The organism is Streptomyces sp. NPDC005262, from assembly GCF_042872425.1.
Lineage (GTDB): Bacteria > Actinomycetota > Actinomycetes > Streptomycetales > Streptomycetaceae > Streptomyces.
In genome coordinates, this window is sequence record NZ_JBIAKK010000018.1 from 146,854 (window position 1) to 170,707 (window position 23,854).

The 23,854-nt window shown below is 68.3% G+C and carries 23 protein-coding genes and 3 pseudogenes; 13 read left to right on the forward strand and 13 right to left on the reverse strand.

What is annotated here, in order from left to right; translation table 11 throughout:
• Positions 1-12 precede the first annotated feature (12 nt).
• The 5 genes from ACFYP5_RS32495 to ACFYP5_RS32515 all read right to left on the reverse strand — a co-directional run bounded on the left by ACFYP5_RS32495 (position 13) and on the right by ACFYP5_RS32515 (position 5,794).
• The gene (locus ACFYP5_RS32495; RefSeq protein WP_389042502.1) at positions 13-363 is read right to left on the reverse strand and encodes a hypothetical protein; all 351 of its coding nucleotides are present in this window, start codon (positions 361-363) and stop codon (positions 13-15) included.
• A gap of 5 nt (positions 364-368) precedes the next feature.
• Positions 369-1,289: an NrfD/PsrC family molybdoenzyme membrane anchor subunit gene (gene nrfD / locus ACFYP5_RS32500; RefSeq protein ID WP_389042503.1), complete on the reverse strand. Its 921-nt coding sequence runs from the start codon at positions 1,287-1,289 to the stop codon at positions 369-371.
• On the reverse strand, positions 1,286-2,200 hold the full coding sequence (locus ACFYP5_RS32505) for a 4Fe-4S dicluster domain-containing protein (protein WP_389042505.1): 915 nt from the start codon (positions 2,198-2,200) through the stop codon (positions 1,286-1,288). The genes nrfD and ACFYP5_RS32505 overlap by 4 nt, the downstream gene beginning before the upstream one ends.
• Positions 2,197-5,442, reverse strand: coding sequence for a formate dehydrogenase (gene fdh / locus ACFYP5_RS32510; protein ID WP_389042507.1), 3,246 nt, complete (start codon positions 5,440-5,442; stop codon positions 2,197-2,199). The genes ACFYP5_RS32505 and fdh overlap by 4 nt, the downstream gene beginning before the upstream one ends.
• Before the next feature lie 91 nt (positions 5,443-5,533).
• Positions 5,534-5,794 (reverse strand): hypothetical protein, encoded by a 261-nt coding sequence (locus ACFYP5_RS32515; RefSeq protein WP_389042509.1) that lies wholly within the window; start codon positions 5,792-5,794, stop codon positions 5,534-5,536.
• A 691-nt stretch (positions 5,795-6,485) separates the two neighbouring features.
• Between ACFYP5_RS32515 and ACFYP5_RS32520 the strand changes: the two genes are divergently transcribed.
• From ACFYP5_RS32520 to ACFYP5_RS32545, 6 genes and pseudogenes are all read left to right on the forward strand, one after another.
• On the forward strand, positions 6,486-6,947 hold the full coding sequence (locus ACFYP5_RS32520; protein ID WP_389042511.1) for a monovalent cation/H+ antiporter complex subunit F: 462 nt from the start codon (positions 6,486-6,488) through the stop codon (positions 6,945-6,947).
• A complete protein-coding gene (locus ACFYP5_RS32525; RefSeq protein WP_389042513.1) occupies positions 6,940-7,200 on the forward strand; it encodes a hydrogenase subunit MbhD domain-containing protein in 261 nt (86 codons plus the stop codon). Before ACFYP5_RS32520 ends, ACFYP5_RS32525 begins: the two co-directional genes overlap by 8 nt.
• Positions 7,197-7,937 (forward strand): MnhB domain-containing protein, encoded by a 741-nt coding sequence (locus ACFYP5_RS32530; RefSeq protein ID WP_389042514.1) that lies wholly within the window; start codon positions 7,197-7,199, stop codon positions 7,935-7,937. Before ACFYP5_RS32525 ends, ACFYP5_RS32530 begins: the two co-directional genes overlap by 4 nt.
• 19 nt (positions 7,938-7,956) lie before the next feature.
• Positions 7,957-8,307, forward strand: a complete 351-nt coding sequence (locus ACFYP5_RS32535; RefSeq protein ID WP_030932398.1) for a sodium:proton antiporter — start codon at positions 7,957-7,959, stop codon at positions 8,305-8,307.
• Positions 8,304-10,043: a complex I subunit 5 family protein gene (locus ACFYP5_RS32540; RefSeq protein ID WP_389042517.1), complete on the forward strand. Its 1,740-nt coding sequence runs from the start codon at positions 8,304-8,306 to the stop codon at positions 10,041-10,043. Before ACFYP5_RS32535 ends, ACFYP5_RS32540 begins: the two co-directional genes overlap by 4 nt.
• Before the next feature lie 154 nt (positions 10,044-10,197).
• Positions 10,198-10,743 (forward strand): annotated as a pseudogene (locus ACFYP5_RS32545) (MFS transporter); the annotation flags it as partial.
• A 126-nt stretch (positions 10,744-10,869) separates the two neighbouring features.
• On the opposite strand, the gene ACFYP5_RS32550 reads toward ACFYP5_RS32545, so the two are convergent.
• On the reverse strand, positions 10,870-12,756 hold the full coding sequence (locus ACFYP5_RS32550) for a multicopper oxidase family protein (protein ID WP_389042519.1): 1,887 nt from the start codon (positions 12,754-12,756) through the stop codon (positions 10,870-10,872).
• Positions 12,757-13,223: 467 nt separating this feature from the next.
• Here ACFYP5_RS32550 and ACFYP5_RS32555 point away from each other — a divergent pair, with 467 nt between their 5' ends.
• On the forward strand, positions 13,224-13,394 hold the full coding sequence (locus tag ACFYP5_RS32555; protein ID WP_389042520.1) for a hypothetical protein: 171 nt from the start codon (positions 13,224-13,226) through the stop codon (positions 13,392-13,394).
• Positions 13,395-14,079: 685 nt separating this feature from the next.
• Here ACFYP5_RS32555 and ACFYP5_RS32560 read toward each other — a convergent pair.
• Positions 14,080-14,292, reverse strand: a complete 213-nt coding sequence (locus ACFYP5_RS32560; RefSeq protein WP_389042522.1) for a hypothetical protein — start codon at positions 14,290-14,292, stop codon at positions 14,080-14,082.
• Between the two features lie 417 nt (positions 14,293-14,709).
• Here ACFYP5_RS32560 and ACFYP5_RS32565 point away from each other — a divergent pair, with 417 nt between their 5' ends.
• Entirely contained in the window at positions 14,710-15,462 is a 753-nt protein-coding gene (locus ACFYP5_RS32565) for a glutaminyl-peptide cyclotransferase (RefSeq protein ID WP_389042524.1), read from the forward strand.
• A gap of 138 nt (positions 15,463-15,600) precedes the next feature.
• Here ACFYP5_RS32565 and ACFYP5_RS32570 read toward each other — a convergent pair whose 3' ends face one another.
• Positions 15,601-15,906, reverse strand: coding sequence for a hypothetical protein (locus ACFYP5_RS32570; RefSeq protein WP_389042526.1), 306 nt, complete (start codon positions 15,904-15,906; stop codon positions 15,601-15,603).
• A 333-nt stretch (positions 15,907-16,239) separates the two neighbouring features.
• Between ACFYP5_RS32570 and ACFYP5_RS32575 the strand changes: the two genes are divergently transcribed.
• The 3 genes from ACFYP5_RS32575 to ACFYP5_RS32585 all read left to right on the forward strand — a co-directional run bounded on the left by ACFYP5_RS32575 (position 16,240) and on the right by ACFYP5_RS32585 (position 19,016).
• Positions 16,240-17,325: an alpha/beta fold hydrolase gene (locus ACFYP5_RS32575; RefSeq protein WP_389042527.1), complete on the forward strand. Its 1,086-nt coding sequence runs from the start codon at positions 16,240-16,242 to the stop codon at positions 17,323-17,325.
• Between the two features lie 74 nt (positions 17,326-17,399).
• Positions 17,400-17,828, forward strand: coding sequence for an alpha/beta hydrolase (locus tag ACFYP5_RS32580; protein WP_389042563.1), 429 nt, complete (start codon positions 17,400-17,402; stop codon positions 17,826-17,828).
• A gap of 300 nt (positions 17,829-18,128) precedes the next feature.
• Positions 18,129-19,016, forward strand: coding sequence for a hypothetical protein (locus ACFYP5_RS32585; protein ID WP_389042529.1), 888 nt, complete (start codon positions 18,129-18,131; stop codon positions 19,014-19,016).
• Positions 19,017-19,397: 381 nt separating this feature from the next.
• On the opposite strand, the gene ACFYP5_RS32590 is transcribed toward ACFYP5_RS32585, so the two are convergent.
• Positions 19,398-19,604 carry a hypothetical protein gene (locus ACFYP5_RS32590; RefSeq protein WP_327425089.1) on the reverse strand — a complete coding sequence of 69 codons (207 nt, stop codon included), beginning with the start codon at positions 19,602-19,604 and terminating at the stop codon, positions 19,398-19,400.
• 41 nt (positions 19,605-19,645) lie between these two features.
• A complete protein-coding gene (locus tag ACFYP5_RS32595; RefSeq protein WP_389042531.1) occupies positions 19,646-19,873 on the reverse strand; it encodes a hypothetical protein in 228 nt (75 codons plus the stop codon).
• A gap of 125 nt (positions 19,874-19,998) precedes the next feature.
• On the opposite strand from ACFYP5_RS32595, the gene ACFYP5_RS32600 reads away from it, so the two are divergent.
• Complete coding sequence (locus ACFYP5_RS32600; protein WP_389042533.1) at positions 19,999-20,634, forward strand: NAD(P)-dependent alcohol dehydrogenase; 636 nt, start codon at positions 19,999-20,001, stop codon at positions 20,632-20,634.
• 382 nt (positions 20,635-21,016) lie between these two features.
• On the opposite strand, the gene ACFYP5_RS32605 is transcribed toward ACFYP5_RS32600, so the two are convergent.
• The 3 genes and pseudogenes from ACFYP5_RS32605 to ACFYP5_RS32615 form a co-directional block, all read right to left on the reverse strand.
• A complete protein-coding gene (locus tag ACFYP5_RS32605) occupies positions 21,017-21,232 on the reverse strand; it encodes a Ku protein (protein ID WP_389042535.1) in 216 nt (71 codons plus the stop codon).
• 51 nt (positions 21,233-21,283) lie between these two features.
• Positions 21,284-21,503: pseudogene (locus tag ACFYP5_RS32610) on the reverse strand (transposase family protein); the annotation flags it as partial.
• Positions 21,504-21,738: 235 nt separating this feature from the next.
• A pseudogene (locus tag ACFYP5_RS32615) lies at positions 21,739-21,951 on the reverse strand (DNA mismatch repair protein MutT); the annotation flags it as partial.
• 852 nt (positions 21,952-22,803) lie between these two features.
• Here ACFYP5_RS32615 and ACFYP5_RS32620 point away from each other — a divergent pair.
• A complete protein-coding gene (locus tag ACFYP5_RS32620; protein WP_389042537.1) occupies positions 22,804-23,553 on the forward strand; it encodes a hypothetical protein in 750 nt (249 codons plus the stop codon).
• The last annotated feature ends 301 nt before the right edge of the window (positions 23,554-23,854 follow it).

Here is a 23,854-nt window from a genome sequence, read left to right on the forward strand (position 1 = left end):
GCGGTCACTGTGTCACCACTGCTTCGTGCGAAGCTGCAGGTCGACCTCCTGTTCCTGGTCCCCCGACGCCGTGCCTTGCTTGTGGACGGCGAACGCGGCGCTCAGGGCTTCGCAGAGCTGGTCCACGGCGACATGGCCGCCCTGCAGCGTGGCCGTGGGCGAACCCTCGAGTGGTGGGGGCGGACCGGTCGGGATCCGGTCCTGTGTCGGCTCGAACTGCGCGGTCCACACGGCAGGGTGGTCCCCCGGCTGCTCCTGGGGCACGGTGCCGGCGGGGCGATCGGTGGGGAACGCCGTCCGCAGGACCTCGAAGACGGTGGCCACGTCCTCCTTGGATGCTCCGGTGAGAGACACACTGACCATCGGGATCACTCTCCTTTCTGCTGAGGTGCGACGGTGTACTTCGGGTCCTCCGCGGAGGCGATTCCCGCCGCGAATACCCCGAAACGGGTGCAGACCGAACCCGCGAGCAGTGCGAGCCCACCGGCCACGGCGGCAGGCCGGCTGCGGCCGCCGGCCAGCGCCGCGGTCGCGGCTCCCGCCAGAGTCAGGGCACGTGCGGTACGCAGGAGCGCGCCCGCGCGGCCTTCGCGCCAGGTCTCTGCCACCATGCCGAGGCGTCGTTCGGCAGCCTCGGTCGCCAGGCTCTCGGCCGTTGCCGCGAGCACCGCCGCACAACGAGCGGGGCCGCTTTCGCGCGGTGGCGCGACGATCAATGCCATCCCTGAGGCGGCGGCCGTCGCGGACGCCGTGAACAGATAGGGGAGTTCTCGGTGCGCGCCGTGCCAGGCGGGAACGGCGGTGTCGGCGGCAAGGACGGCGGTGTACGACGCCAGCACCGGCCCGAGCAGTGCGGCCCCCGCGGTCGCGGCGGCGCCCGCCCGCGGCAGCCGTCCCGTGACGGCGCTGAGAGCGGCTGCCCCGGCGGCGGGCCCGTACGCGCTGAGCAGCCAGGAACCCATGCTCATCGGGGACGTGGGTTTGAACACACGCAGCATGTTGGCGAACCGGCCGGGTCTGCCGAGGTCATGGATCAGGGCCGCGGCGGACAGTGAAACGGCGGCGAGGGACGACACCTTCATCGCGGTGGCGGTACGGGGGCGCCCGGTGAGATGGGACCCGGCGGCGAGCACCGAGCCTGCTCCGGCGAGACCGCCGAGGAAGAAGTATCCGGCGATGTCGCGGGCTGCCCAGGACGGGGCGTGGATGATCGGACGCCCGTAGTAGGACTCGAATTCCGCGCGCGGAACCATGACCTGTTCGCCGCGTCGCTGCCGGTTCCTGGTCATCGTCCCTCCTTGGTTCGACCGGCCAGTACGAACGCGAGCGCGATGCTGCCGGCGAGGGACAGCGCGGCAGTACCCGCGTGCCTCCACATGGCCGGCAGATCACGGGTGGTCACCACAGGGTCGGGCGGGAGTCCGTACACCTCTGGCTTGTCGAGGAGCAGGAAGAACGCTCCGTCACCACCGACCCCGTCATCCGGGTCGTGTCCGTACAGGTGCGCCTGTTCCACGCCTTGTTCGTGCAGTTGGTCCACACGCAGGGCGGCGCGTTCGCGCAGCTCGTCCAGTGGTCCGAACTGGATGGATTCGGTGGGGCAGGCTTTCGCGCAGGCAGGTTCCTGTCCCGCGCCGAGGCGGTCGTAGCACATCGTGCACTTGAACGCCCTTCCGTCGTGCTGACGTTGCTCGATCACGCCGTACGGGCAGGCGGGCACGCAGTAGCCGCAGCCGTTGCAGATGTCCTCCTGGACGACGACTGTGCCGAATTCCGTGCGGAACAGTGAGCCGGTGGGACAGACGTCCAGACAGGCCGCGTGTGTGCAGTGCTTGCAGACGTCCGACGACATCAGCCAGCGCATGTCGTCCGGTGCCTGCGGGGGTTCGGGCGCCGTCGGGGCCCCCTCGAGGAGCGAGAGCTCGGTGCGCCCGTCCGGCGCGGGCACCTTCTGCTCGATGAAGGCGACATGGCGCCACGTGGAGGCGCCCAGCCCCTGGGTGTTGTCGTAGCTCATGCCGCTCAGCGGCATCCCGTCCTCCGGGATCGCGTTCCACTCCTTGCAGGCCACTTCGCAGGCCTTGAAGCCGATGCAGACCGACGTGTCGGTGAAGAATCCGACCCGTTCCGGGGGTTCCGGGTGGCCGGCGTCGCGGGCCGGGTCCGGCTCGGGACCGCTCAGCAGGTGCCGGTCCTTCATGTCTGATTCTCCATCCCTGTCGTCGCGGTGATTCCTGCGCGCCGTCGGTACTCCGCGACCAGCTTCGGCAGGTCGGGCCCGCGGGGGCGGCGACCGGGGCGGATGTCGGCGGTGAGTGCCTTGTCCTCCTGGATGTGGGCGTTCGGGTCGAGCGCGATGGCCATGAGCTCGTTGGCCGCGTCCCCCGTGGAAATCCCGTTGGGCCCCCAGTGGAAGGGCAGGCCGATCTGGTGGACGGTCCGCCCGTGGACAGTCAGGGGCTTGAGCCTCGCAGTGACCATGACGCGTGCCTCGACAGCGTTGCGGGCGGTGATGATCGTGGCCCATCCGCCGTGCTCCAGGCCGCGCTCGGCAGCCAGCTGCGGGGAGAGCTCGCAGAAGAACTCGGGCTGGAGTTCCGAGAGGTAGGGCGACCAGCGACTCATGCCACCGGCGGTGAAGTGCTCGGTGAGACGGTGAGTGGTGACGATGTACGGATAGACCTCCGCGCCCGGTTCGTTGCCACTGGGATGGTAGCGATTGCCCTCGCGCGGCAGCAGCTGGCGTGCGGGCGAGCGCGCGGTGGACGAGTAAAGGGCGTTCGGGAAGGGCGAGTCCTGCGGCTCGTAGTGGGTGGGAAGCGGTCCGTCCTCCAGGCCGGCGGGCGCGTAGAGCCAGCCTTTGCCGTCGGCCTGCATGATGAACGGGTCGTCGCCGCGCAGGGCGTCGGGCCCGGTCGCGCCTTCCGGTGGCACGTAGTCGGGTGCGCGGTCGGGGATGAAGTCGGGGACGTCGCGGCCGGTCCACTTCCCTTCCACGTCGTCCCACCACACGTACGCCTTGCGGTCGCTCCACGGCGTCCCGTCCGGGGCCGCGGAGGCCCGGTTGTAGAGGATGCGGCGGTTGGCGGGCCAGGCCCATGCCCAGTCGGCGGCAACGTAGTCCTGCTCCGTGTGGGGTGTGCGGCGAGCGGCGTGGTTGACGCCGTCGGCGTACACCCCGCAGTAGATCCAGCAGCCGCAGCGGGTCGAGCCGTCGTCCTTCAGCTCCGTGTAGGCGGAGAGCGGACCGCCGTCCGGTCCGTGTCCGTTGATCTCGGCCAGGACCGCGGCGGCTACCGGTTCACGCAGCGGCCCTTCGACGGGGTAGTCCCAGGTGAGGTCCCGGACCGGCTGGTCCATGGGCGCGGACGAACCGGCCAGCTTCTCCTTGATGCGGCGGCCCAGGTGGTACATGAACCACAGGTCGCTGCGGGCGTCCCCTTCCGGTTCCACGGCCGCGTGGTGCCACTGCAGCCACCGATTGGTGTTGGTGAACGAGCCGGACTTCTCGGTGTGTGCGGCGGCCGGGAAGAAGAAGACCTCGGTACGGATCGATTCGGTGCTCAGTTCACCCGTTTCGATCTCGGGTCCGTCCTGCCACCAGGTCGCGGACTCGATGAGGGAGAAGTCCCGGACGACCAGCCACTCCAGGTTGGCCATGCCCAGCCGTTGGAGGCGGGTGTTGGCGGAGCCGACGGCAGGGTTCTGCCCCATCAGGAAGTAGCCCTTGCAGGCACCGTCGAGCTGCGCCATGACCGTGTCGTAGGTGGAGTGGGTGCCGGTGAGACGCGGCAGGTGATCGAAACAGAAGTCGTTGTCCGCGGTGGCGGCGTCACCGTAGTACGCCTTGAGCAGGCTCACGAAGTAGGCCCGCATATTGCCCCAGAAGCCCTTCTCGGTGCGGCTGGCCTCGACGAAGGCGTCCAGGTTCTCGTGAGCGTGGGCGTGCGGCATCGGCAGGTAGCCGGGCAGGAGGTTGTACAGGGTCGGGATGTCGCTGGAGCCCTGGATGGAGGCATGGCCCCGCAGGGCCTGGATGCCGCCACCGGGTCGGCCGATATTGCCGAGCAGGAGCTGGAGGACACTGGCGGCGCGGATGTACTGGGAACCGGTGGAGTGCTGGGTCCAGCCGACGGCGAACACGAATGCGCTGGTGCGCTCGCGACCGGAGTTGGCGGTCAGGGCGTCGCAGACGCGCAGAAAGGTCGCTCGCGGGATTCCGCAGGTCTCCTCGACGAGTTCGGGGGTGTAGCGGGCGTAGTGGCGTTTGAGGATCTGGTAGACGCAGCGCGGGTGGCTGAGCGTCTCGTCGCGCGGTGGGCGGGCACCGGTCCGGGCTCCTCCCGACCCGTGGGTCTCCGCACGGCCCGAGCCCTGAGTCTTCTGCTCGTACTGTTCGTCGACGTCGCCGGCGGGCGCCTGGACCTCCACACCCTCGTACTGCCAGCTGCGCGGGTCGTAGTGGTGCTCGTCCGGGTCGAATCCCGAGAAGACACCGTCCAGGTCCTCGGTGTCCTGGAAGTCCTCGCTGACGATCGAGGCGGCGTTGGTGTAGGCGAGCACGTACTCCCGGAAGTCCTTTTCCTCGGTGAGCACATGGTTGATCACTGCGCCGAGGAACGCGATGTCACTGCCGGCCCGGATCGGAACATGCAGGTCGGCGAGGGCGCTGGTGCGCGTGAAGCGTGGGTCGACGTGAATGATGCGGGCGCCACGCTCCTTGGCCTCCATGACCCACTGGAACCCGACCGGGTGTGCCTCGGCGAAATTGGAACCCTGGATGACGATGCAGTCGGCGTGCTGAAGGTCCTGCATGAAGGTGGTGGCGCCGCCGCGGCCGAAGGAGGTGCCCAGGCCCGCGACGGTGGAGCTGTGGCAGACCCGCGCCTGGTTCTCCACCTGTACGACGCCGAGCCCGGTGAACAGCTTCTTGATCAGGTAGTTCTCCTCGTTGTCCAGGGTCGCGCCGCCGAGGCTGGCGATGCCGAGCGTGCGTGCGGTGCGCAGCCCGTCCTTCTCCCGTTCCCAGGTGCGGCGCCGCGTCTCGACCACCCGGTCGGCGACCATGTCCATGGCCGTCTCCAGGTCGAGGGGCTCCCAGTCGGTTGCGTACGGGCGCCGGTGGAGGACCTGATGGCGACGGGCGGAGCCCGTGGTGAGCTGAAGGGTGGCAGACCCCTTCGGGCAGAGGCGGCCTCGGCTGATGGGCGAGGCGGGATCGCCCTCGATCTGGACGACCTTGTCGTCCTTGACGTAGATCTGCTGGCCACAGCCGACCGCGCAGTAAGGACAGATGGAAGGAACCACCCGTTCGGCCGTGTCGGTGCGCGGCCTGAGCCGCTGCGTGTGCGCGGACATGGCAGCCCGGCCACGCGCCAGCGGGTCGGATCCGGTCAGCTGACGGTAGACGGGCCAGTCGCTGACCCAGGTGCGCACAACCATTTCGTTTCCTCTCGGGCGGCCGGGTTTCTGTCGGCGGTCGCGGGCGTACCTCCCAGCGTCACCTGTCGGCGCTCCCTCGGCGCGCGGAGCGTCATGCGGACGGTTCGTCGGGCACGGGATGCTCCGGACGTCGATTGCCGGAGTGGGGGGCGCCCCTCCGGCCGGTTCCCACCTCGTCCGTATCGGGAATCTCCGGGTCGGGCCGGTCGTCGGCGGTGGAGTGGACCGAGGCGCCTGGGACGTCCCAGGGATCCTCGCCGGCGGTGACCTGCTGATCGGGCAGGTCCCTCGGTATCGGCTTCGGTGGCGGCCCCTCGCTGTTCCCAGGGGCTTCCGGGCGGTACTCGCTCACGGCGTTCTCGCTTCCTCACACGGGGGGTGGCGTGCGGCGCGAGTACCCGGGCGGCCGACGAGTATGCCGACGTTCGGGGCCCTGCACCGAGGCCGTCAGCTGCGCAGCTCCTTGAGGAGTCCCCCGCTCGGTCGTGCGCGACCCTCCTCGATCCCGACCCTTACGCCTCTGCGGGGGGCGTCCTCGGTGCGCTCCTCCTGTGCGCCTGCTCGGCCGGCCGGGCGGCGACCGCGCCTGTCAGGAAGCCGCCGCTCTGTCGGCGGTCCTGGCGCTTTCTCCTCGCGGCGCAGGGCCAGACAGGTCTTTTCATCCCCGGTCCGAGGCGTGGGCACGGGCGTTCCTCCGCTTTCCTCCGCCTGGAGCTGCTTTGCTTCGAGTTGTTTCCCCTTGCGGCCGGGGAATGTCTGAAGCCCTGCCGGGCACCGGAAGAGCACAAGCCGTGCGGGACGACCACGAGGAGGCACCTTGCGCATCACAGAGTTTCCTGCGGCGGCCCGCCCTCCGGCCCTCGCATGACGGGAAGACGGCTGGGTGGCCTGGTCGCCGAAATCCTCGTGTGGCAAGTTCCGCTGTCGGCACTTTGGTTGGTGCTCATCAGCAGGCTCGGACCGCTGGAGGTGTTCGTCGGTCTCGGATGCGCGCTCCTGGGGGCAGTCGCGGCCGTGGCGGCACGCCGGGCTGTGAGCGGCCGGTGAACGCATGGCTCGCGTGCGCATCCGTACTCCTGGTGGCGGGTCTCTTCCCTGTCGTGTGGGGTGTGGCGACCGGACCGCTCGGGCGCAGGGTCGTCGCCCAGAACTTCGGCACCTCGGTGGTCTGTCTGGTCATGCTGCTGCTCGCCCAGGGATACGAGCGCCCCGCCTACACAGATCTCGCTCTGGTCCTCGCCGTGCTGGGCCCCGCCGGCACGCTCGTGTACGCACGACTCCTCGCGGACGAACTGGACGAGGCCCCGCCGAAGGCACAGCTGCCGACCGTGCTCGCGGCCGCCGCCACCGTGCCGGTCGTGATCGCGTCGTGTGTGGCCGCCGGCCCTGGGCGGGCGGCAGTGAAACTCGTGGTCGTGGGAGTTCTGCTCGTCGCCGGAAACGTGATTTCCGCACGGACACTGTCCGGCGTCTACCTGGAGCCGCGCGAGGCCCGACGTGACTGACGGCCTCATCGTGATCTCTCTCTTCCTGGTCGCGACCACCGCGACCGCCGCCGTGGCGGTCCGTGACCCGGCTCGTCAGGCTCTGGTTCTGTCGGTGCTCGGTCTGGCGCTCGCGGTGCTGTTCACGGTCCTCCAGGCGCCGGACGTCGCCCTGTCGCAGCTGGCGGTGGGCTCGGCGCTGACCCCGCTGCTGATCCTTCTGTCCGTCCGGAAAGTGCGCCGCCGCGGGCGGCGGGACGAAGGCGGCCGATGAGCCGCCGACTACGGATGTGGATCCTGGCCGTGGGCTGTCTGGGATTCGCCGCCATGTTCGGGGCGGCCTGCCTGCGGCTGCCGGGCTTCGGCGGTGACAGCCACCCTTACGGCGACCGTGCCGTCCGGGCTGCGCTCGCCCACCGCACCGCCAATGTGATCTCGGCCGTCAACTTCGACCAGCGGGCCTTCGACACCCTGGGCGAGGAGACCATCCTCTTCGCAGCGGTGCTCGGAACCGTCGTGCTGCTGCGGCAGACCCGCGACGAGCGTCAGGTGCCTCCCACGCCGGTCCATGTCGCACTCCCCGTGCGGCTGTACGCACTGATCCTGCTGCCCGTCGCCCTCGTCGTCGGCCTCTATGTCGTCGCGCACGGCCAGCTCAGCCCGGGAGGCGGGTTCCAGGGCGGGGTCGTCGTGGCGACCGCGCTCCACCTGCTCTACATCGGGGCCGACTACCGCGCACTGGAGCGGGTCCGCCCGGTCGGTGTGTACGAGGTCGGCGACGCGGTGGGCGAAGCGACGTATCTCGTTCTGGGGCTGGCGGGTCTGATGGCGGGATCTTCGTTTCTGGCCAACAGTCTTATTCCGTACGGAACGTTCAACACGCTCGCCTCGGGTGGAATTGTTCCTTTGTTGAACATGGCCGTCGGCATGGAAGTGGCGTGCGCCGTGGTGGTGTTGCTCGCCCGCTTCCTCGACCAGGCCGTGGAGATCGAGGAGGAAGGCGAGAAATGAGTGGGGGGACGAGCACGTCATGATGTCGGTACTGCCGTATCTGGTCGCCGGCTGGATCTTCCTGGCCGGGTGTTACGGGCTGGCCACCAGTCGCCACCTCGTTCATGCGGTGGGCTGCCTGGCGGTCTGTCAGTCATCCACCTATGTGCTGCTGCTCGCGGTGGGCTATCGCGACGGTGGCACCGCACCCGTCTTCTCCGACCTGAAGCCTGGATCGAGACCGCTCGTCGACCCCGTCGTGCAGGCACTGGCCCTGACCGATGTGGTGGTCGGCGCCACCGTGACCGCTCTCCTGCTGGCCCTGGTGATACAGGTCGCCAAGCGACACGGCACGGTGAACCCCGACGAATTGACCGAGCTGCGCGGATGAGCCATCTGCTGCCCCTGGTCGTCGCACTGCCGTTGATGGGAGCCGCCGTGCTGGTGGCCGCCGGACGGCGTCTGCCGCGTATCGCCGCCGACTCGATCGGCTGCACGGTGGCCGTGGCCACCGCCGGCCTGGCCATGGCCCTCCTCGTCAACGCCTCGCCCAACGCTGTCGAATGGGTCGGCGGCTGGCGCCCGAGCGGCGGCGAAGGTGTGGGCATCGTCCTGGTCGGCGACGTTCCCGGGGTGGGCCTGACGGCCCTCGTCTCTGTCCTGGTCGTCGCGGTACTCGTCTACTCCTGGCGCTACTTCGACGAGCCACCGCACCGGCACGCGGGCTCCTTTCCGGCTCTCGTGCTGCTCTTCCAGGCGGGCATGTGCGGCTTCGCGCTCACGGGTGACCTCTTCAACGCCTTCGTCTTCTTCGAGCTCATGAGCGTCGTGGCGTACGCCCTGACCGGATACCGCGTGGAGGAAGCGAAGGCCGTACAGGGGGCGCTCACGTTCGGGGTGATCAACTCCCTCGGTGCGTACACCACGTTGACCGGGATCGTCCTGCTGTACGCCCGCACGGGTGAGCTCGGCATGCGACAGATCGGACAGCGGCTCGATGAGCACGGAGGGCCCGACGCACTGACCCTGTGCGCCTTCGCCCTGGTACTGACGGGTCTCCTCACCAAGGCGGCCGCCGTTCCGTTTCACTTCTGGCTGCCCGACGCACACGCCGTAGCGCCGACCCCGGTCTGCATGCTGCTGTCCGGAGTCATGGTCGAACTGGGTGCGTACGGTGTGTGGCGGGTGTACCACACAATCTTCGCCGGGCCCGGCGGCATCCCCGCACCGGACGCCGAACGCGCCCTGGTGACGCTCGGCGTGCTGACCGCCCTGATCGGCGCGGTGATGTGCTGGCAGCAACGGCACGTGAAGCGGCTCCTCGCCTATTCGACGGTGGCGCACACGGGACTCTTCCTCATCGGAATCGGCCTCCTGCACCCCGAGGCAACCGGTGGGATCGCGGTCTACATCCTGGGTCACGCGGGGGCGAAGGCCGCCCTGTTCGCCTGCGTGGGAATCCTCCTCGACCGGTACGGGAGTGTCGACGAACACGAACTGTTCGGTCGTGCCAAAGAGTTGAGATGGGTCGGCGTCCTGTTCGCGACCGGTGCGCTGGCTCTGTCCGGGCTGCCCCCGTTTGCCACGGCTCTCGGCAAAGCGGTCACGGAAGAAAGTGCGGGTGGACTCCTCGCCGTGGTGTTCGTGGTCGTATCCGCCGTCACCGCGGGAGCCGTGCTCCGGGTCGCCGCACGGGTGTTCCTCGGCGTCGGGAAGCGACCCGAGGCCGATCCGGCACACGAGACGAAGGGCGAGGACGAGGAGCCGGAGACCAAGGGCCGTATCGGCCGGGTGCCCATGACGATGACCGCGGTCCCCACCGCGCTACTCGTCGGAGCTGTCGCGGCCGGTCCGGCTCCATGGCTCGCCACATCCGTTGGCGACGCCTTCGGCGCCCATCATGCGCCTCACTGGACTCCGGCCGGAACGATCCTCGGGTTCGTCTCCGCCGCACTGGCCGTGGGCTTGGCAGCGGCGGCCGTACATGGCCCCGCCCGTCAGGATCACAGCTGGACGACGCCGCTCCGGCGCATGCACTCGGGGCACATCGGCGACTACGTGGTCTGGCTCCTGGCAGGCACAACCCTCATCGGCGCGCTCTCGCTGCCCGGCATCCTAACGGGGTGACCCGTAGGTTCCGGCCCTGCGAGCACGCCCATCGAGCAGTGGCCGCCGGCCATGGCAGGCGTCCGCAAGCCGTAAGCCGTCTCACCGAACGGAACGGGACCCCCAGTGGGGGAGATCCCAGGGCCTGTTCGGTGCCCTGCTGGTACCCAACACGTTGGGCATGCTGCTGCAAGCCGGTGCCACCTTCGGAATGCTCAGCTGGGACACGCACTCCTCCTACAGCACCATGTGGCCGCCGTTCGTCGCGCTCGGCCTGGGCGTCGGCATGGTGTTGTCCGCCTCCTCCGACGCCATCGTCGGCAACGCGCCGGTGAAGGACGCCGGCGTGGCGGGTGGCCTACAAGCCACCGCCCTGCAGATAGGCGGCGCGCTGGGCACTTCCGTGCTCGTCTCGTTGATCAGCGCTCGGGTGGGCTCCACCCTCACCGGGGAACTGACCGGGGCGGGAGTTCCCCCGGCCTTGGCTGACGGCCTCGGGGAGGCCGGGGACGCGGTGGCGATGGGAGTCTCCCCGTCCTCCAGCGGCATGTCCGCACAGCTCAGCGCGGCTGTCATCGAAGGCAGCGGACGCGCATTCATGAACGGCCTGCACAGCGCCGTACTCATCACCGGCACGCTCTGCGTCATAGGCGCGGTACTTGCCGGGGTCGGCGTCCGGAGCACTCAGTCATCCCCTGCCCGAGCGGGAGGCACATCATGAGGTTCTGGTCCGTCACCATCGAGACGCGGACGGCCCGATAGAGCCGCGGTAGCCACACCTTCATCACGGAAGCCGACTCGCACACGGACGCCCTCGCCGACGCGGGACGAGCGGAGCGAGCTGCCTTCAGTGGCCGTGGCCGCCACCGCCGTGGTCGCCGTGGCCGACGATCGTCCACGGGCGCATCAGGTCGTCGTCTTCGTGTTCGAGGATGTGGCAATGGTGGATGTACTGCGCCGGGAGCTTGGTACCGCTTCCCGGAATCGACGCGATCGTTCCCTTCGGCGGGGTGAATTCCTCGATGATGATTCTGGTCACTGTCTCCGGATAGGACTTGAACGTGTCCTTGTCGGACCGTGCTTCGTCGGGGTCCGGCGGAATCGGTGGACCGGTGAAATAGTTGTCCAACACCGGCAGGTCCTCCGGTTTGCGGCCACCGTCGATCCACTTTTCGTAATCCGCCTGGTAGGCGGCTGCGTCGATCGGCTGCCTGTCCATTACCTGGAAGTTGACGAGGTGGACATGCATCGGGTGGGCGTCGTGGTTGGGATTGATGTACTCCCAGATCTCGGTCGAACCCTCCTCGATGAAGTCCTCGGACGGCGCCTCGAACGGCACCGCGTTGAACGTCATGGTCCCGAAGAGCTTGTGCTGATAGGTGACCCATTGCCGCCGACGGGTGTGCGGTTTCGGCTTGACAGATGCGACCTTCGGCAGCCTGAGTTCCTTGGGCGGCCTCGTCCTGTCCGCGCCTCCGGACAACGGTTTGACGACTCGGAACTCCATGATTTCCCGGATTTGCGGCCCGGTACCCGGCATCCCGGGGTAGTGGACCGGCGCGTGATAGTTCGTCAATCTGACGTTCGTGCCCATGGGCACCTGGCTGAAGTCGACGATCAGGTCGTACCGCTCGGCCGGCGAGATCAGGAAGTTCAGCATCTGCAGCGGGGCACGGAAGCCGCCGTCGGTGCCGACCAGCCAGAACGGCAGTGTGACCTCAGGCAGCGTGTCCCTGGGATAAGCATCGAACCTCAGCCGCCAGAAACGCTCGTTCGAAGCGTTGAGGAAGCGCAGCCGGTAGCGTCGCCGCTCGACCTCCAGGAAGGGGTACGCCTTCCCGTTGACGATCGGGGTGTCCTCGCCTTCCCTCAGGGTCATGGTGTAGGCGAGCGAGCCGTCCGCGTGGAAGGTCCGGTCCTGCAGGATGAGGGGGACCTCGAATTCGCCTCGCGGCAGCCCGAGCCGGTCGTCGGCGGGGTCACGAATGACCCAGAGACCGGCAAGACCCGCATAGACGTTGAGGCTGGTCATCCCCATGCCGTGATCGTGATACCAGAGCATGCACGAACGGTCGTGGTTGGTGTAGCCGAAGATCGCTTCGTTGCACTCGACCCGGCCCGGTTCCAGGGTGGTGTAGTGCTCGGCCTGGATGCCGTCCGGACTGAACGACTGCATCGGCATGCCGTCGGACTGTGGCGCCGTGAATCCGCCGTGCTGGTGCACGACGTTCCACACATTGACATCCGAGGGAAAAGGAAGTGAGGGCTTGTAGGGAGGTGGCGGGGTCGGAGTGAGCTCCTGACACCCGCTGCGAATGGCGTCGATCACGAACTGGAACAGGTGGGTGGTCGGCAGCTCGTTGCGGTATTTGACGACCGTCGGGTGGTCCGCGGTCACGCTGATGGTCGGCCCGAGATAGCCCATGCCGGTCGGCTTGTGAGGATCGTGAGGGTTATTGGCCCAGTAGCCCCACACGGTTGCCGGCCCGAGATCCTGGTGGAAGTGCCACGAGCCCTGCCGCATAGTGATCTCGTAGTAGTCGGCCCCCGGATAGACGGAAGGATCCGAGACGGCTGTCAACGGCGTGGGAAGCGGGTCGACATACTTCGTCAGCCGAGGGGTGTGCGTGACCGGCATGTCCGGACACACTGACCCGTGAGCCGTTTCCGCATACGCCCGCGCTCCGAGAACACCTTGTGGAAGCATGGCCGCACCTCCCATGGCACCGGCCATGAGGAATTTCCTTCGCTCAAACATCGTCTCCAGCCTTCCATCGCCTCACGTAACGCCCAAGGGATACAGGGCTGATTCGGAACGTTGCTGGAGCGCGCCGGTCCGGTCCGAGGAAGCCACTCATTGAGCCGATCTCGGTGACAATTCGGCAGGCATCGGAATTGGAATCGAATTATTACCGCCAGTCGGAACACACGTAAATCCATCTCGACTGGCACGGCCGAACTCGTTCACGTGGATCCGAGTTTCGATGCTTCTCTGTGCGCCAATTCAATACGGTGGCTTTTCGTAATACCGGCGGAACCTGATATCTCGGCATGCGGGCCGCGAGGTAAGGGATCATGCGCTGGTAGACCGGGTCGACGGAGCAGGTGTACTCGGTGGCCCCGGAGATCGGCCGGTAGGCGGCCGAGGCTGCAGGCGAGCCCAGGGTGGTGTCGGCGGTGTAGCGGACAGGGGTGAGCGCGGTGCCGTACCCGTTGCCGTTGGCGGCGCACTCGATCCACAGGTCGGTGCCGGAATTCCCGTTCCCGCTTCCCGGGCTCGGGATCGACATGGTCTGGAACCCCCGACTGGCTGATCAGTACTTCGTCGAATGGCTTCGGGCGCTGCTCTTCGACGCCGCGACACATCTCTGACGCCGACTACGCCCACTGCACCGGACCGGGCCAGGGATCGGCCCGCGCGGCCGGCGCGGCCGTCCGCCGTGAGCGGGTGGCCGCTTCCTGCGAGTGAGACGACCGCTGCATGGATGTGGAGCCGCGCCGAGCATCCGGCCGCCGTGAGGCCGCGCAGGGCTCGGGCACACCGATTCTCCTCCCGAGCCATCTCGACGAGGTCAGCCCAGTCCCTCTCGTCGGGCCGCTCGCCGCTCAGCGCCCCCGACACCCCAAGGGCTGCCGCCAGGCCCAGGACCGGGCCCAGAGATAGGAAGCGGGCCAGGGCGCGTGGACTCTCCGGAAGGATTTGCGTCCATGAGTGGCAGCGAGGCGATCAATGGCGCGGTCGCCGAGACTCTCCCCAGACAGGCCTGCTCGGAGTGACGGTCTCGGCTTGAGCGACTGAAGCAGGGGGCGATTACACAGGGGCAGCTCGCAGGTGGCATCCGATACGCCCATCCAGCCGGTGTTCACCTGGGCGATCGGGTGAAAGCGTTCTCCGCCCCGTCATCGACGTAGTCGTGTCCCGTTGCCCGTCCAGGCATCATGCCTGGTCCCGCCCACTCCTGATGGGTGCGGTATGCACACCACCGGGCACTCTGCAGAACGAGGAAGAGTCCTCATGAATATTCACTGGTTGGCCCAATGGACGGCGCGCTTGACGCTATGCGTGTTCGTAGGCATTGCCCTGCACGTTCATCGACATCGCCACCGTCTCCGGCTCGAGCAATCCGATGACGGTCACCGGCGGAAACAGCGTCGGGGGATCGATCCTGCCGACCAGCCTCAACGGCATCCTCACGATGTTCAACAACCTGAGTACCGGCAACAACATCAACAGCCCCGGAGGCAGCAACACCACCGACCAGACCTTCACGAAGACCACCGAACGACAACGGCCTTCCGAGCGAGCTACTCGATCCCATGGCGGTGGCCCGGTTACGTAACGGCGCTGTGTGCGGTTCTTCCGGCGCCGGCCACTCCCGCCCGACACGTTGCGAACACCAACGATCCGGTTCGGCGGGCAGATCACACCTTCGAGGCCGAGCTGCCGCGCCCATCGCGCATCTCGTGCCGAAGCCCCGAGACGTCAGTGGTCCGGCTCAGCCCGATGCCCTCGTACGGCGGACCGGGAGGGGAGGACTCCGTGAGTCAGGGAACACCAGCCGCAGGCGGCGACGCACGCCCTCGACGGACCGGATCGGGCAACCTCCCACGGGCGGTCGTGTCGGCGGTGCTGGTCGGAGCCCTGCTCACCGGAACTGTCGGAGCGTGCAGCCCCGGCGGCAAGGATGTGACCACGACCAGCCGCCAAGTGCACCTTGGGGCCGATTCGCACGGGGTGCAGTTGCTGCGAGCAGAAGTGCGAGACACCCTCCCCCACGACCCACAAGCCTTCACCCAGGGCCTGGAGTTCCGCGGCGACAGCCTCTACGAAAGCACGGGCCTGGTCGGCCGGTCCTCGCTGCGCGCCGGACGGCCAGGCAAGCCGCCCACCGTGTACGCCGAGCTGCAGGCGCCCTTGTTCGGCGAGGGCATCACCCTGTCCGGCGACAAACTCTGGCAACTCACCTGGCGCGACGGCACCGCCATCGAGCGCGACCCCACCACACTCGCAGAACGTCGCCGTGTCACCTACCAGGGCGAAGGCTGGGGCCTGTGTCACCAACGCTTCTCCGGTCGGCAACATCTCGTGATGAGCAATGGCACCGACCGGCTCACCTTCCGCGACACCGACACCTTCAAGGCGACAGGCAGCATCCACGTGCGCCAGGACGGCCAACCCGTGACAGGGCTCAACGAACTGGAATGCGCGCCCGACGGCTTCATCTACTCGAACGTGTACCCGGGGGACACGATCGTGCGCATCGACCCCAGCACAGGCACCGTCACCGCACACATCGACGCCACCGGACTCCTGACCCCATCCGAACGCAGCGGAGCCCAACCACTCAATGGCATCGCCGCCGTGCCAGGAACCAATCTGTTTTTGATCACCGGCAAGCTCTGGCCCCGCATGTTCAAGGTCAGCTTCGTGGCGAAGTGACCGCCCTCGTCCCCCACCCGTGGTCTCCGACCACCCCGGAGGGCTTCGCCTGCCACTCGGTTCCCGTACCGCTTGAACAGCACGGCCCCGCCCTTTGTCACGCACCCGGTCCCGCGGGCGTGGTCAGGTCAAGTCAGCTCAGGTCAGTAGCTGTACCCAACTGGCGCTGAGCTCATCGAGCATCTGATCGCGCGTGAGCTTCCAGTCGGCGCGATCCCAGTTCTGGGCGACGAAGTCGAGCTGAGCCATCGCAAGGACACCCCGAAAGTGGCGTTGATGGGGCTCGAGACGCCCAGCCGTCGTCAGTCCGTCCTCGATGTCGCTGATGGCCTCCCCCATCCATCGCTCGACCAGGTCGGTGAGTTCTGGATCGACCACCGCGGCGTCGCGGCCGGCCCGGATGCTGGGTCGGATGGCCGCCAGCAGCGCGGCCGCGCCTTTCACGCGTTTTCTGGCTGGCCTCCACACAGCTGCGCAACGGCGCCTTGGACCAGGCGTGCTCCACTGCCTCGCTGGCCCTGGACCTGGCGACAAACGTGGACTCCCCGCGCATCGTCGGTCACGTGCGGGAGTTCCACTCCCACCTGGCCGCGCACGCTCAGGAAGCCCCAGTGATCGCCTTCGAAGCGAAGACGCGTGAGGAGTTCTCCTGGCGCGAGCGGCCGACAATCAGCCGTGGCGGCAATGGCTTGTACTCTGCACACGTCTGACGGCCGGACCGCCGCGTGCAGAGTGGCGCTGATCGGGCACCAGGGGCCGGGAGCACAGGGGAATTCCATGACCGACGCACATCCGATACGCAGCGGCCGGCCACGCCTTGCCGCCATGGCGACCGTTCTGGCCGGGGTGGTACTCGCCGGAATCGGGTCGTACGGCGCCTCGCAGCAGCAGGACGGCACGCCGCAGCAGCGCACCGGCCCGCGGACGGAGTTCACCGCGGACAATCCGCCCTCTGGACTGCCCGCCGCGCTCACCACCGGCCAGCGGCTCGACTGGTCCCACTGCACCCTGCCCACCAGCAGCGAAGGGGACAGGGCAGGCTACGAGTGCGCCACCATGAAGGCCCCCCTCGACTACCGGAGACCGGACCGCAAGACGATCGACGTCGCTCTGATACGTAAGAAGGCCACCGGCCCGGACGAACGGCGCATCGGCTCGCTCGTCCTCAACTTCGGCGGTCCCGGCGTGTCCGGAGTGACCGGACTGCCCGACTTTATCGGTCAGTACGAGCCGCTCCTGGACCGCTACGACCTGGTCTCCTTCGACCCCCGCGGCGTCGGCGCGACCGCCCCGGTGCGCTGCGGGAAGACCGTCGGCGACGACGGCTACGACGGATCCGAGGCGTGCGCGAAGCACTCCGGCGCGCTCCTTCCCTACGTCGGCACCTCGCACACCGCGCGCGACCTGGACCTGATGCGGTACCTCCTCGGTGACGAGCAGCTGCACTACTACGGTGTCTCGTACGGGGCGACGCTGGGTGCCGTGTACGCCCACCTGTATCCGTCGCACGTCGGGCGGCTGGTCCTCGAAGCACCCGCCGACCCGACCGAGGACCGCGTCGAGGTCCAACTTTCGCAGGTCAAGGCCGTTCAGCAGGCGTTCGATCGGTTCGCCGCCTACTGCGCCGCGCGCGCATCGACGACTGCCCGACCGGCGACGGACCCGAGGAGGCCGCCCGGCGCATGGCCCGCCTGTCCGACCGCCTGGAGAAGAAGCCCGCCCCGGCCGGCGGCGGCACAAAACTCGACGCCACCGACCTGGCGTACGCCGTCAGCGACCAGCTGGACCGCGGCAAGGACGGCTGGGCCCCCCTCGCCAAAGCCCTCACCGCACTTCTCGAGCACGGTGACGGCCGCCTGCTGAGCAAGGGCACGGGCGAGTCCGGCACCGCCGCCGACAACGGCACGACCCCGTTCGACAACAGCCGCTCCGCCCTGGTGGCGATCAGCTGCGCGGACTCCGACGCGCGCCCCGGCTACGAACGCGCCGCCGCCGCGGCGGCCCGCATCGAGGCGGCCTCCCCCGTCTTCGGCGCCGCCTGGTCCAGCGGCGTCTACCTCTGCTACGACTGGCCGTTCGACGGCGAGCGCGCCACCCCCGAGGTCGACGCCGAGGACGCAGACCCCGTCCTTGTGGTCGGCGGCACCGGCGACCCGGCGACCCCGTACCCGGGCGCCCGCCGGATGGCCCGTGAGCTGGGCGAAGGCGTCGGCGTGCTCCTGACGGCCGAGGAGGAGGGCCACGGCACGTACCCGCAGAACCGGTGCGTCACCAAGGCCGTCGACCGTTATCTCCGCACCGGCCGGACCCCCGCCGCCAACACGGTCTGCCCCGGCAGCATGGGGGTGGCGCAGTGGCACCGGTAGAAGGACAGCTCGCCGATGTAGCGGCGGCGGACCAACAGGTCAGTCAGGTCCAAGTGCTCCGCGTAGTTCGTATAGGTCAGTTTGTCGGCTGTTCGGGGGGCAGGCGGACCACCGCCGGTGCCGCACTACTCAGCCGGGGCACCTCATGTGTGATCAAGGGGGGCTCACTCCGCGCTGAGAGAAGGGCGTGAGGGCGAGCCCTTTTCGAACATCGTGCTGAGAAGACTAGTGAGGACCCAGATGTTCATCGAAGTAGGCAGAATCTTGCGGCGCCGCTGGGTACCGGCGGTGACGGCGGTGATGGCAGGGGCAGCTGGGTTGGTCGGAGTGGCCCCGGCGGCGGCCGCCCAGGAGACCGTGGTGGACTGCGGCGCCAATCCCAACGCTCTGCAGCCTGCCATCACCGCCGCTTCGCCCGGAGACACCCTGCGGGTGAAAGGGACCTGCACCGGCCCCTTCACCATCGGCAAGGACCTGGCTCTGAGGGGAGTCGGCCGGGCGGTGCTCGACGGCAACCAGGCGGGCTCCACCGTGACGGTCGGCAGCGGAGCCCAGGTCCACCTTGACTGCCTGACCTTCACGCATGGAAAAGCTGCACACTTCGGCGGCGGCATCAACAACCAAGGCACGCTGACAGTGAGCGGGTCCACGGTGAGAGATAGCACAGCGCCATCGGGTCCGGGTGGCGGCATCCACAACCAGGGCACACTGACGGTGATCCGCTCCACTGTGAGGGACAACTACTCGCTGGGCGCTGGCGGTGGCATCAACAACAACGGCTCGCTCAGCGTGCGTGGCTCCGACGTGTTCGGCAACTCCGGGGACAACGGCGGCGGCATCTTCACCTACCTCGCCGGCCAGACGGCTACGGTGACCCACACTGCGGTGCACGACAACACCGCGAGGGTGACAGGCGGCGGCGGTATCGGCAGCGGCCAGGGCCAAGTGGCAGTCTCCGACTCCGCGGTGTACGGCAACACCGCCCCCTCCGGCGGTGGCATCTGGAGCGGAGGCACGCTGGCGGTGACCCGCTCAGCGGTGCTGCGCAATACCGCGACGGGCGGCCCCGGCAGCGGCGGCGGTATCTACAAAGCCGGCGGCACCGTGACGCTGGACCAGTCCGTGGTCCGCGGCAACACTCCGGACAACTGCGCTCCGCCCGGAAGTGTCCCGGGCTGCACCGGCTGAACACCGCCGTGCAGCCATACCGCCTCACACGCTGGTGATTGGCGCCCTGGCAAGGGACGACGGGGCATATGCCCTGGGGCAGCGACCGGCCGGCGGGCTGTGGGACGACCGCCCGGATGCCACGCCCGCGGAGGTGGTCACGGATCGCACGGGAAGAGTAGGCCTTACCCGCCAGGGGTTCTGCCACCCGGACAGAATGACGCCCACGCGCCGTCCATCACAGCACCCGGACGGGGCGTCACATCACGACAGGGCAAACGTTGCCTGATCCGGCACTAGCTGGATAAGGACCCCACCAACGTATCGGCAGGGTCCGACAGCGCCGCGACACGGAAGGCCCCTCGCCGCCGCACTCGGGAGGGGGCGGGTATCCGGTGGCGGTCACCGCAAGAGCGCGACGATGCCAGTTGCCGCCCCGACAACGCCGGTCACTGCGGCAATCGCCGGGATCGGCCAACGATTGCGCTCCAGAGCGGCAACACGGTCCTTCAGCTCGCCGATGTCCGACTCGGCGCCCTCCGTCCGTTGCAGCGCAAGGTCGAGCCGGCCGTTGAGCTCGGCGAACCCAGTTCGGATCTCGCCGCGCATCTCCGCCAATTCGACAGCGACCCGGTCGCCGCTCGACGGAGTCACCTACGGGCCCGGACAGTCTCCGTGCCCCCCGGCCCCTCACCGCCCCCGGACGTGGCGAGAGCGGTCAGGACCGTCAGGAGCGCGGCGCTCGCGATCGATCCGTTCGACTGGCTGGGGCCGAACGCGCCGCGCCCGGGGGCGAGCGGCCGTGCGGGCGGCTTCAGCGCGCGCGGCTTCGGCTTGGCCGGCTTGGTCCCGAGGCGGCTGTCGACGCCGTCACGCATCTCGCCCAGGTCGAAGCCTCCTCTGGTTCGGCGGCCCTCAGCGCACACCCGGCAAGAACTACCACACCGACGTCGACGGATGGCTGGCCGAGTACGTCGTCATCGACGAACAGCGCCTGGTGTCCATGCCCGAGCATCTCGACTTCACCGAAGCCGCCACCCTGCCCTGCGCCGCCGTCACCGCGTACTCGGCGCTGGAAGGAGTCGGCCCCGGTGACACGGTTCTGGTCCAAGGGTCGGGCGGCGTCTCACTGTTCGCGCTCCAGCTCGCCCGCGTCGCCGGTGCACGAGTCATCGCCACCACCTCCAGCGAGAAGAAGGCGGCGCGACTGCGCGAACTCGGCGCCAGCGACGTCGTCAACTATCGCGACACCCCGGAGTGGGGCGACGAGGTCCGCAGGCTCACCGGCGGGCAGGGGGCCGACGTGATCGTGGAGGTCGGCGGCGCGGGGACGATCGCGCAGTCGATCAAGGCTGCCGCCTACCGCGGCACCATCTCGCTGGTCGGCCACGTTACGCTCGGTGGCGACGCCGAACACGCATCGCTGGATGAGGTCCTGCTGGCCCTCACCTACAACATGACATCGGTGCGCGCGATCGGCGGCGGCAGCCGGAGCGACCTGGAGGACATGAACCGGGTCATCACGGCGCACCAGCTGCACCCGGTGATCGACCGCGTCTTCCCGTTCGAGGAAGCACTCGACGCAGCATCCCACCTGCGAAGCGGCGCTCACTTCGGCAAGGTCGTCATCAGCCACTGAACCGGATCACACCGAACGAGATTTCGTCGGAGTCGGCGGGGGCGATGACAAGAAATAAGTGAGCCGGGCAGCTCCTCCAGCAGCACTCGCCGTGGGCGCCGACGCACCAGTGCGCATCCTCTGGCCCGAGGGCGCCGCACCGGGACTGACCTGCAAGGGGCCTGCTCTCACCACGGCGGCGTGGGGGGAGCAGGCCAGGAGCCCCGCGCATACGGCGAGCCCGAAGGGCGCTCACCGGCTTCACGGATGCTGCCTTCCAGCGCAGCCATCAAGTCCACGACGGGCACCGGCCCCGCCAGCTCCTCCAGCGGGCCGCCCGACTGCTTCGCTACGATCAGCTGCTCCAGCGCGGCCGCGTACTCGTCGTGAAGATCCGTGATGTCTACGCCGACGAGCTGGTCATCAGCAGCTCGGCAAGCTCCAGCTCCCGGTCGGTCACCGGTGAAGGTGACGACAAGTCGTCGGGCTCCCGGATCTCCTCCGGCCACAGCAGCGTGTGCAGCACGAGCAGCCCGTGCCGCGGCCTCAGTACCGCCAGCCGCTCCCTGGTGCGCAGGGTGACCCACGCCGGCTGACCGGCTACCGCAGACTCAACCACCGCCACGAACGCAGCCCTCTGCTGCTACAAACGACTCGCCCGCCTCGCGCGGACGTAGCGGTAGACCGTAGCAATGCCGACCTGGAAGGACACGGCGAGTTGGGCGTAGGTGTCCCCGCAGCGCAGGTGCGCGACGGCGAGCAGGGCCTGGCGGGTCAGCTGTGAGGCGGCGCCAGCGGCTGCCTATGCGCTTGCGGTGGGCCGAGAGGCGACGGGTCAGATACACCAGGCTCGAACTGGACAGATCAATCGCGGATGGGTAGACAAGCACTCCAAGCTCATGGCGCGGACGGGCGATCTTGGTCGTGCCCCGTTTACCCGGAGCCTCATTGCTTCGTACAGTGCACGCCCACCCCCACCTGTTGCCCCATCAGGTTGGAAGAGGCTCAGTACGTGTGCTATGCGGTGCCCTGTACCTCCTTTTTCGCAGGTCAAGCGTGGTTTGCTGGTCCGGTGAAGTGCGTGGTTGTGCGGGCTTGTTGCCGTCGCTACCGCCGTCAGGCGGTTCAGCCCAGGTACGGCTTCTCGCGCTGTTCCAGGAAGTGCTGGAGCCGGAGCCGTTGGGTGTGGTGCATCGGCAGCTGCTCGATCTCTTCGGGCGGCACGAACCGGAGTTCGGTGGACTCGTCGGAGATCTCCAGCTGGCCGCCAGCGATACGGGCGGTGAAGCAGACGTTGAACTGGCGGCGGACCTCGCCGTCGGTGTAGGAGATGATGTAAGTCAGCCACGACGGCGGGCGTGCCTATCGATCACCCGACACGTGTGTCTCCCTCAACCCTGCACTGGCATCTGCCCAGTTATCTCCATCGTACGGCCCCCATCCGACAGCAAGCCTGGGCGTCCAGGACGGCGCGAGCCCGCCGGGCGCCTCTCAGGTGCCCAGCCAGTCTGCGGCTGAGCGGTCGGACCGGGGCTTCCGATTGGTAGTCCGGCCTACGCTCCCAGGCGCTGCGCGCCGAGTGGTCGGCGGCCGTCGCCAGCGGCGCGGCAGACAGGAGCGGGCGGCGGTCACCGACCGCCGACGCGCGGCGGCCCGCGTCAGACCGGCTCGCCGACGAAGGCGTCTTCTTCCTCAGCTACGGCATCCATCGGGGCCGCGGAACATGGTGGACCCGCTTCTTCGAGCACCTCTGACAGCGGCGAGCACGGCACAAAATGCAAAGTTGACCTGCCCAGCAGCGGGGCCGGTTGCACAGTCCGACCTTTCGCGTCGCCGGTCACGGCTGCCAGGCACTGCAGCCCCCAACCGGATCAGACAGGGGCGATGTGGCCTCTATGTGGCCTCGATCATGGAAAAGGCCCCCCGATCCGTGTGGATCGGAGGGCCTATTCAGGCTCTCACCTGCGGTTTCCTACTGTGGGCGCGGACGGTTTCGAACCGCCGACATCTGCTTTGTAAGTTCGCTCCAACTCCTCCACACCTGGGCCCAGGCGTGCGCGCGGGACCCATCTGCAACCACCCAAGGCTGCGGCTGTGCGTGCTGGTTGATGTCAGCGTTGGATGTCAGTGGAACAGTTCTGGGGTGTGGATTCCGGGAATCCTGCAGCGGCTCTCCGTACACTGGTGACCATGAGCGCAGGGGGGAGCTTGCCAGCGCGGCCATCCAATGATGCGACCGGCGTACGGTACGGGCAGCGGGAGGTCCAGTCCGGTCTGATCGTCACCGCAGTCGCTCTGTCGGTCGCCGCTGTCGGCTTGTCAGGGGCCGCGCTGGTCGACAATGACGTGGCTCGGTGGCTTCTCGCCTCGGCTGGCGGCCTGTGCGCGCTTTGCGGCCTGTTCGCACTGATAGGGACAGCCGCCGAGTCCAATGACAGATTCGTCTTCGACGCCACGGGATGGTGGTGGTTCAGCCTGAACGGGGACACACAACTAACGTGGGAGTCGCTGGCCGGGGTGTGCCTCTACTCCACCGATGACGCGGCCGTCGGCTACGGCACCGCGACACTCGAGTTCTTCCCCCGCGGGGACTTCGACCGCGATCACCCCTTGCTGTGGCGCCATGTACGGGACGCCGACCCGCCCGCCGACGGTCTCCCGCGGCTGCGCTACCGCATCGAACTCAGCAACATCGTCAACGTGACCACAGACGTCGAACAGGCGTGCTCCCGCTGGGTTCCGCCCGACCTCTGGCACGGCAACAAGTGGCAGCCCAAAGGCTACATAGGTCGCGCCGACCACTCCGGCCACCGGCGCAGACTGCGGGAGCGGGCACGGACAGCGGCCCAGCAGGCGGAATCAACAACCCCGCTCGCGCCGCACGACGCCCAACCACCCGGCGACCCACAGGATCAGGCACCCTCCGGCAGTCCCGGCTGAACGGCCGGGCTGTGCCGGTGACTCGAAGCTGCCCGCCACCGCGCTCGCCGATCTGACCCGGGCTTTTACCGAGTCCCGACCAGTCGACGCTGCTAGTAGATGTCAAAGGCCCCGGACCATGATCGGTCCGGGGCCTCTTGCCTGGTGCGCGCCTGGCAGGATTCGAACCCGCGACACCCGCTTTAGGAGTTCGATTTCGGCTCCCAGCGAGCTGCCGGAGCAATGAGTGGCGGCGGCTCTCAGCCTGCTGGAGGTCCGTTGGGTCCGCCACCATCCGACGACGTTGATGTCAGCAATGGAT

What these genes read in the sequence shown, in the direction of transcription:
- nrfD (WP_389042503.1), bottom strand. Translation starts at nt 1,289, where the DNA reads ATGACCAGGAACCGGCAGCGACGCGGCGAACAGGTCATGGTTCCGCGC.
- ACFYP5_RS32530 (WP_389042514.1), top strand. Translation starts at nt 7,197, where the DNA reads ATGAGCCGCCGACTACGGATGTGGATCCTGGCCGTGGGCTGTCTGGGA.
- ACFYP5_RS32595 (WP_389042531.1), bottom strand. Translation starts at nt 19,873, where the DNA reads ATGCGTGACGGCGTCGACAGCCGCCTCGGGACCAAGCCGGCCAAGCCG.
- ACFYP5_RS32505 (WP_389042505.1), bottom strand. Translation starts at nt 2,200, where the DNA reads ATGAAGGACCGGCACCTGCTGAGCGGTCCCGAGCCGGACCCGGCCCGC.
- ACFYP5_RS32495 (WP_389042502.1), bottom strand. Translation starts at nt 363, where the DNA reads ATGGTCAGTGTGTCTCTCACCGGAGCATCCAAGGAGGACGTGGCCACC.
- ACFYP5_RS32590 (WP_327425089.1), bottom strand. Translation starts at nt 19,604, where the DNA reads ATGCGCGGCGAGATCCGAACTGGGTTCGCCGAGCTCAACGGCCGGCTC.
- ACFYP5_RS32550 (WP_389042519.1), bottom strand. Translation starts at nt 12,756, where the DNA reads ATGGCCGGTGCCATGGGAGGTGCGGCCATGCTTCCACAAGGTGTTCTC.
- ACFYP5_RS32540 (WP_389042517.1), top strand. Translation starts at nt 8,304, where the DNA reads ATGAGCCATCTGCTGCCCCTGGTCGTCGCACTGCCGTTGATGGGAGCC.
- ACFYP5_RS32600 (WP_389042533.1), top strand. Translation starts at nt 19,999, where the DNA reads ATGCCCGAGCATCTCGACTTCACCGAAGCCGCCACCCTGCCCTGCGCC.
- ACFYP5_RS32535 (WP_030932398.1), top strand. Translation starts at nt 7,957, where the DNA reads ATGATGTCGGTACTGCCGTATCTGGTCGCCGGCTGGATCTTCCTGGCC.
- ACFYP5_RS32620 (WP_389042537.1), top strand. Translation starts at nt 22,804, where the DNA reads ATGAGCGCAGGGGGGAGCTTGCCAGCGCGGCCATCCAATGATGCGACC.
- fdh (WP_389042507.1), bottom strand. Translation starts at nt 5,442, where the DNA reads ATGGTTGTGCGCACCTGGGTCAGCGACTGGCCCGTCTACCGTCAGCTG.
- ACFYP5_RS32575 (WP_389042527.1), top strand. Translation starts at nt 16,240, where the DNA reads ATGACCGACGCACATCCGATACGCAGCGGCCGGCCACGCCTTGCCGCC.
- ACFYP5_RS32585 (WP_389042529.1), top strand. Translation starts at nt 18,129, where the DNA reads ATGGCAGGGGCAGCTGGGTTGGTCGGAGTGGCCCCGGCGGCGGCCGCC.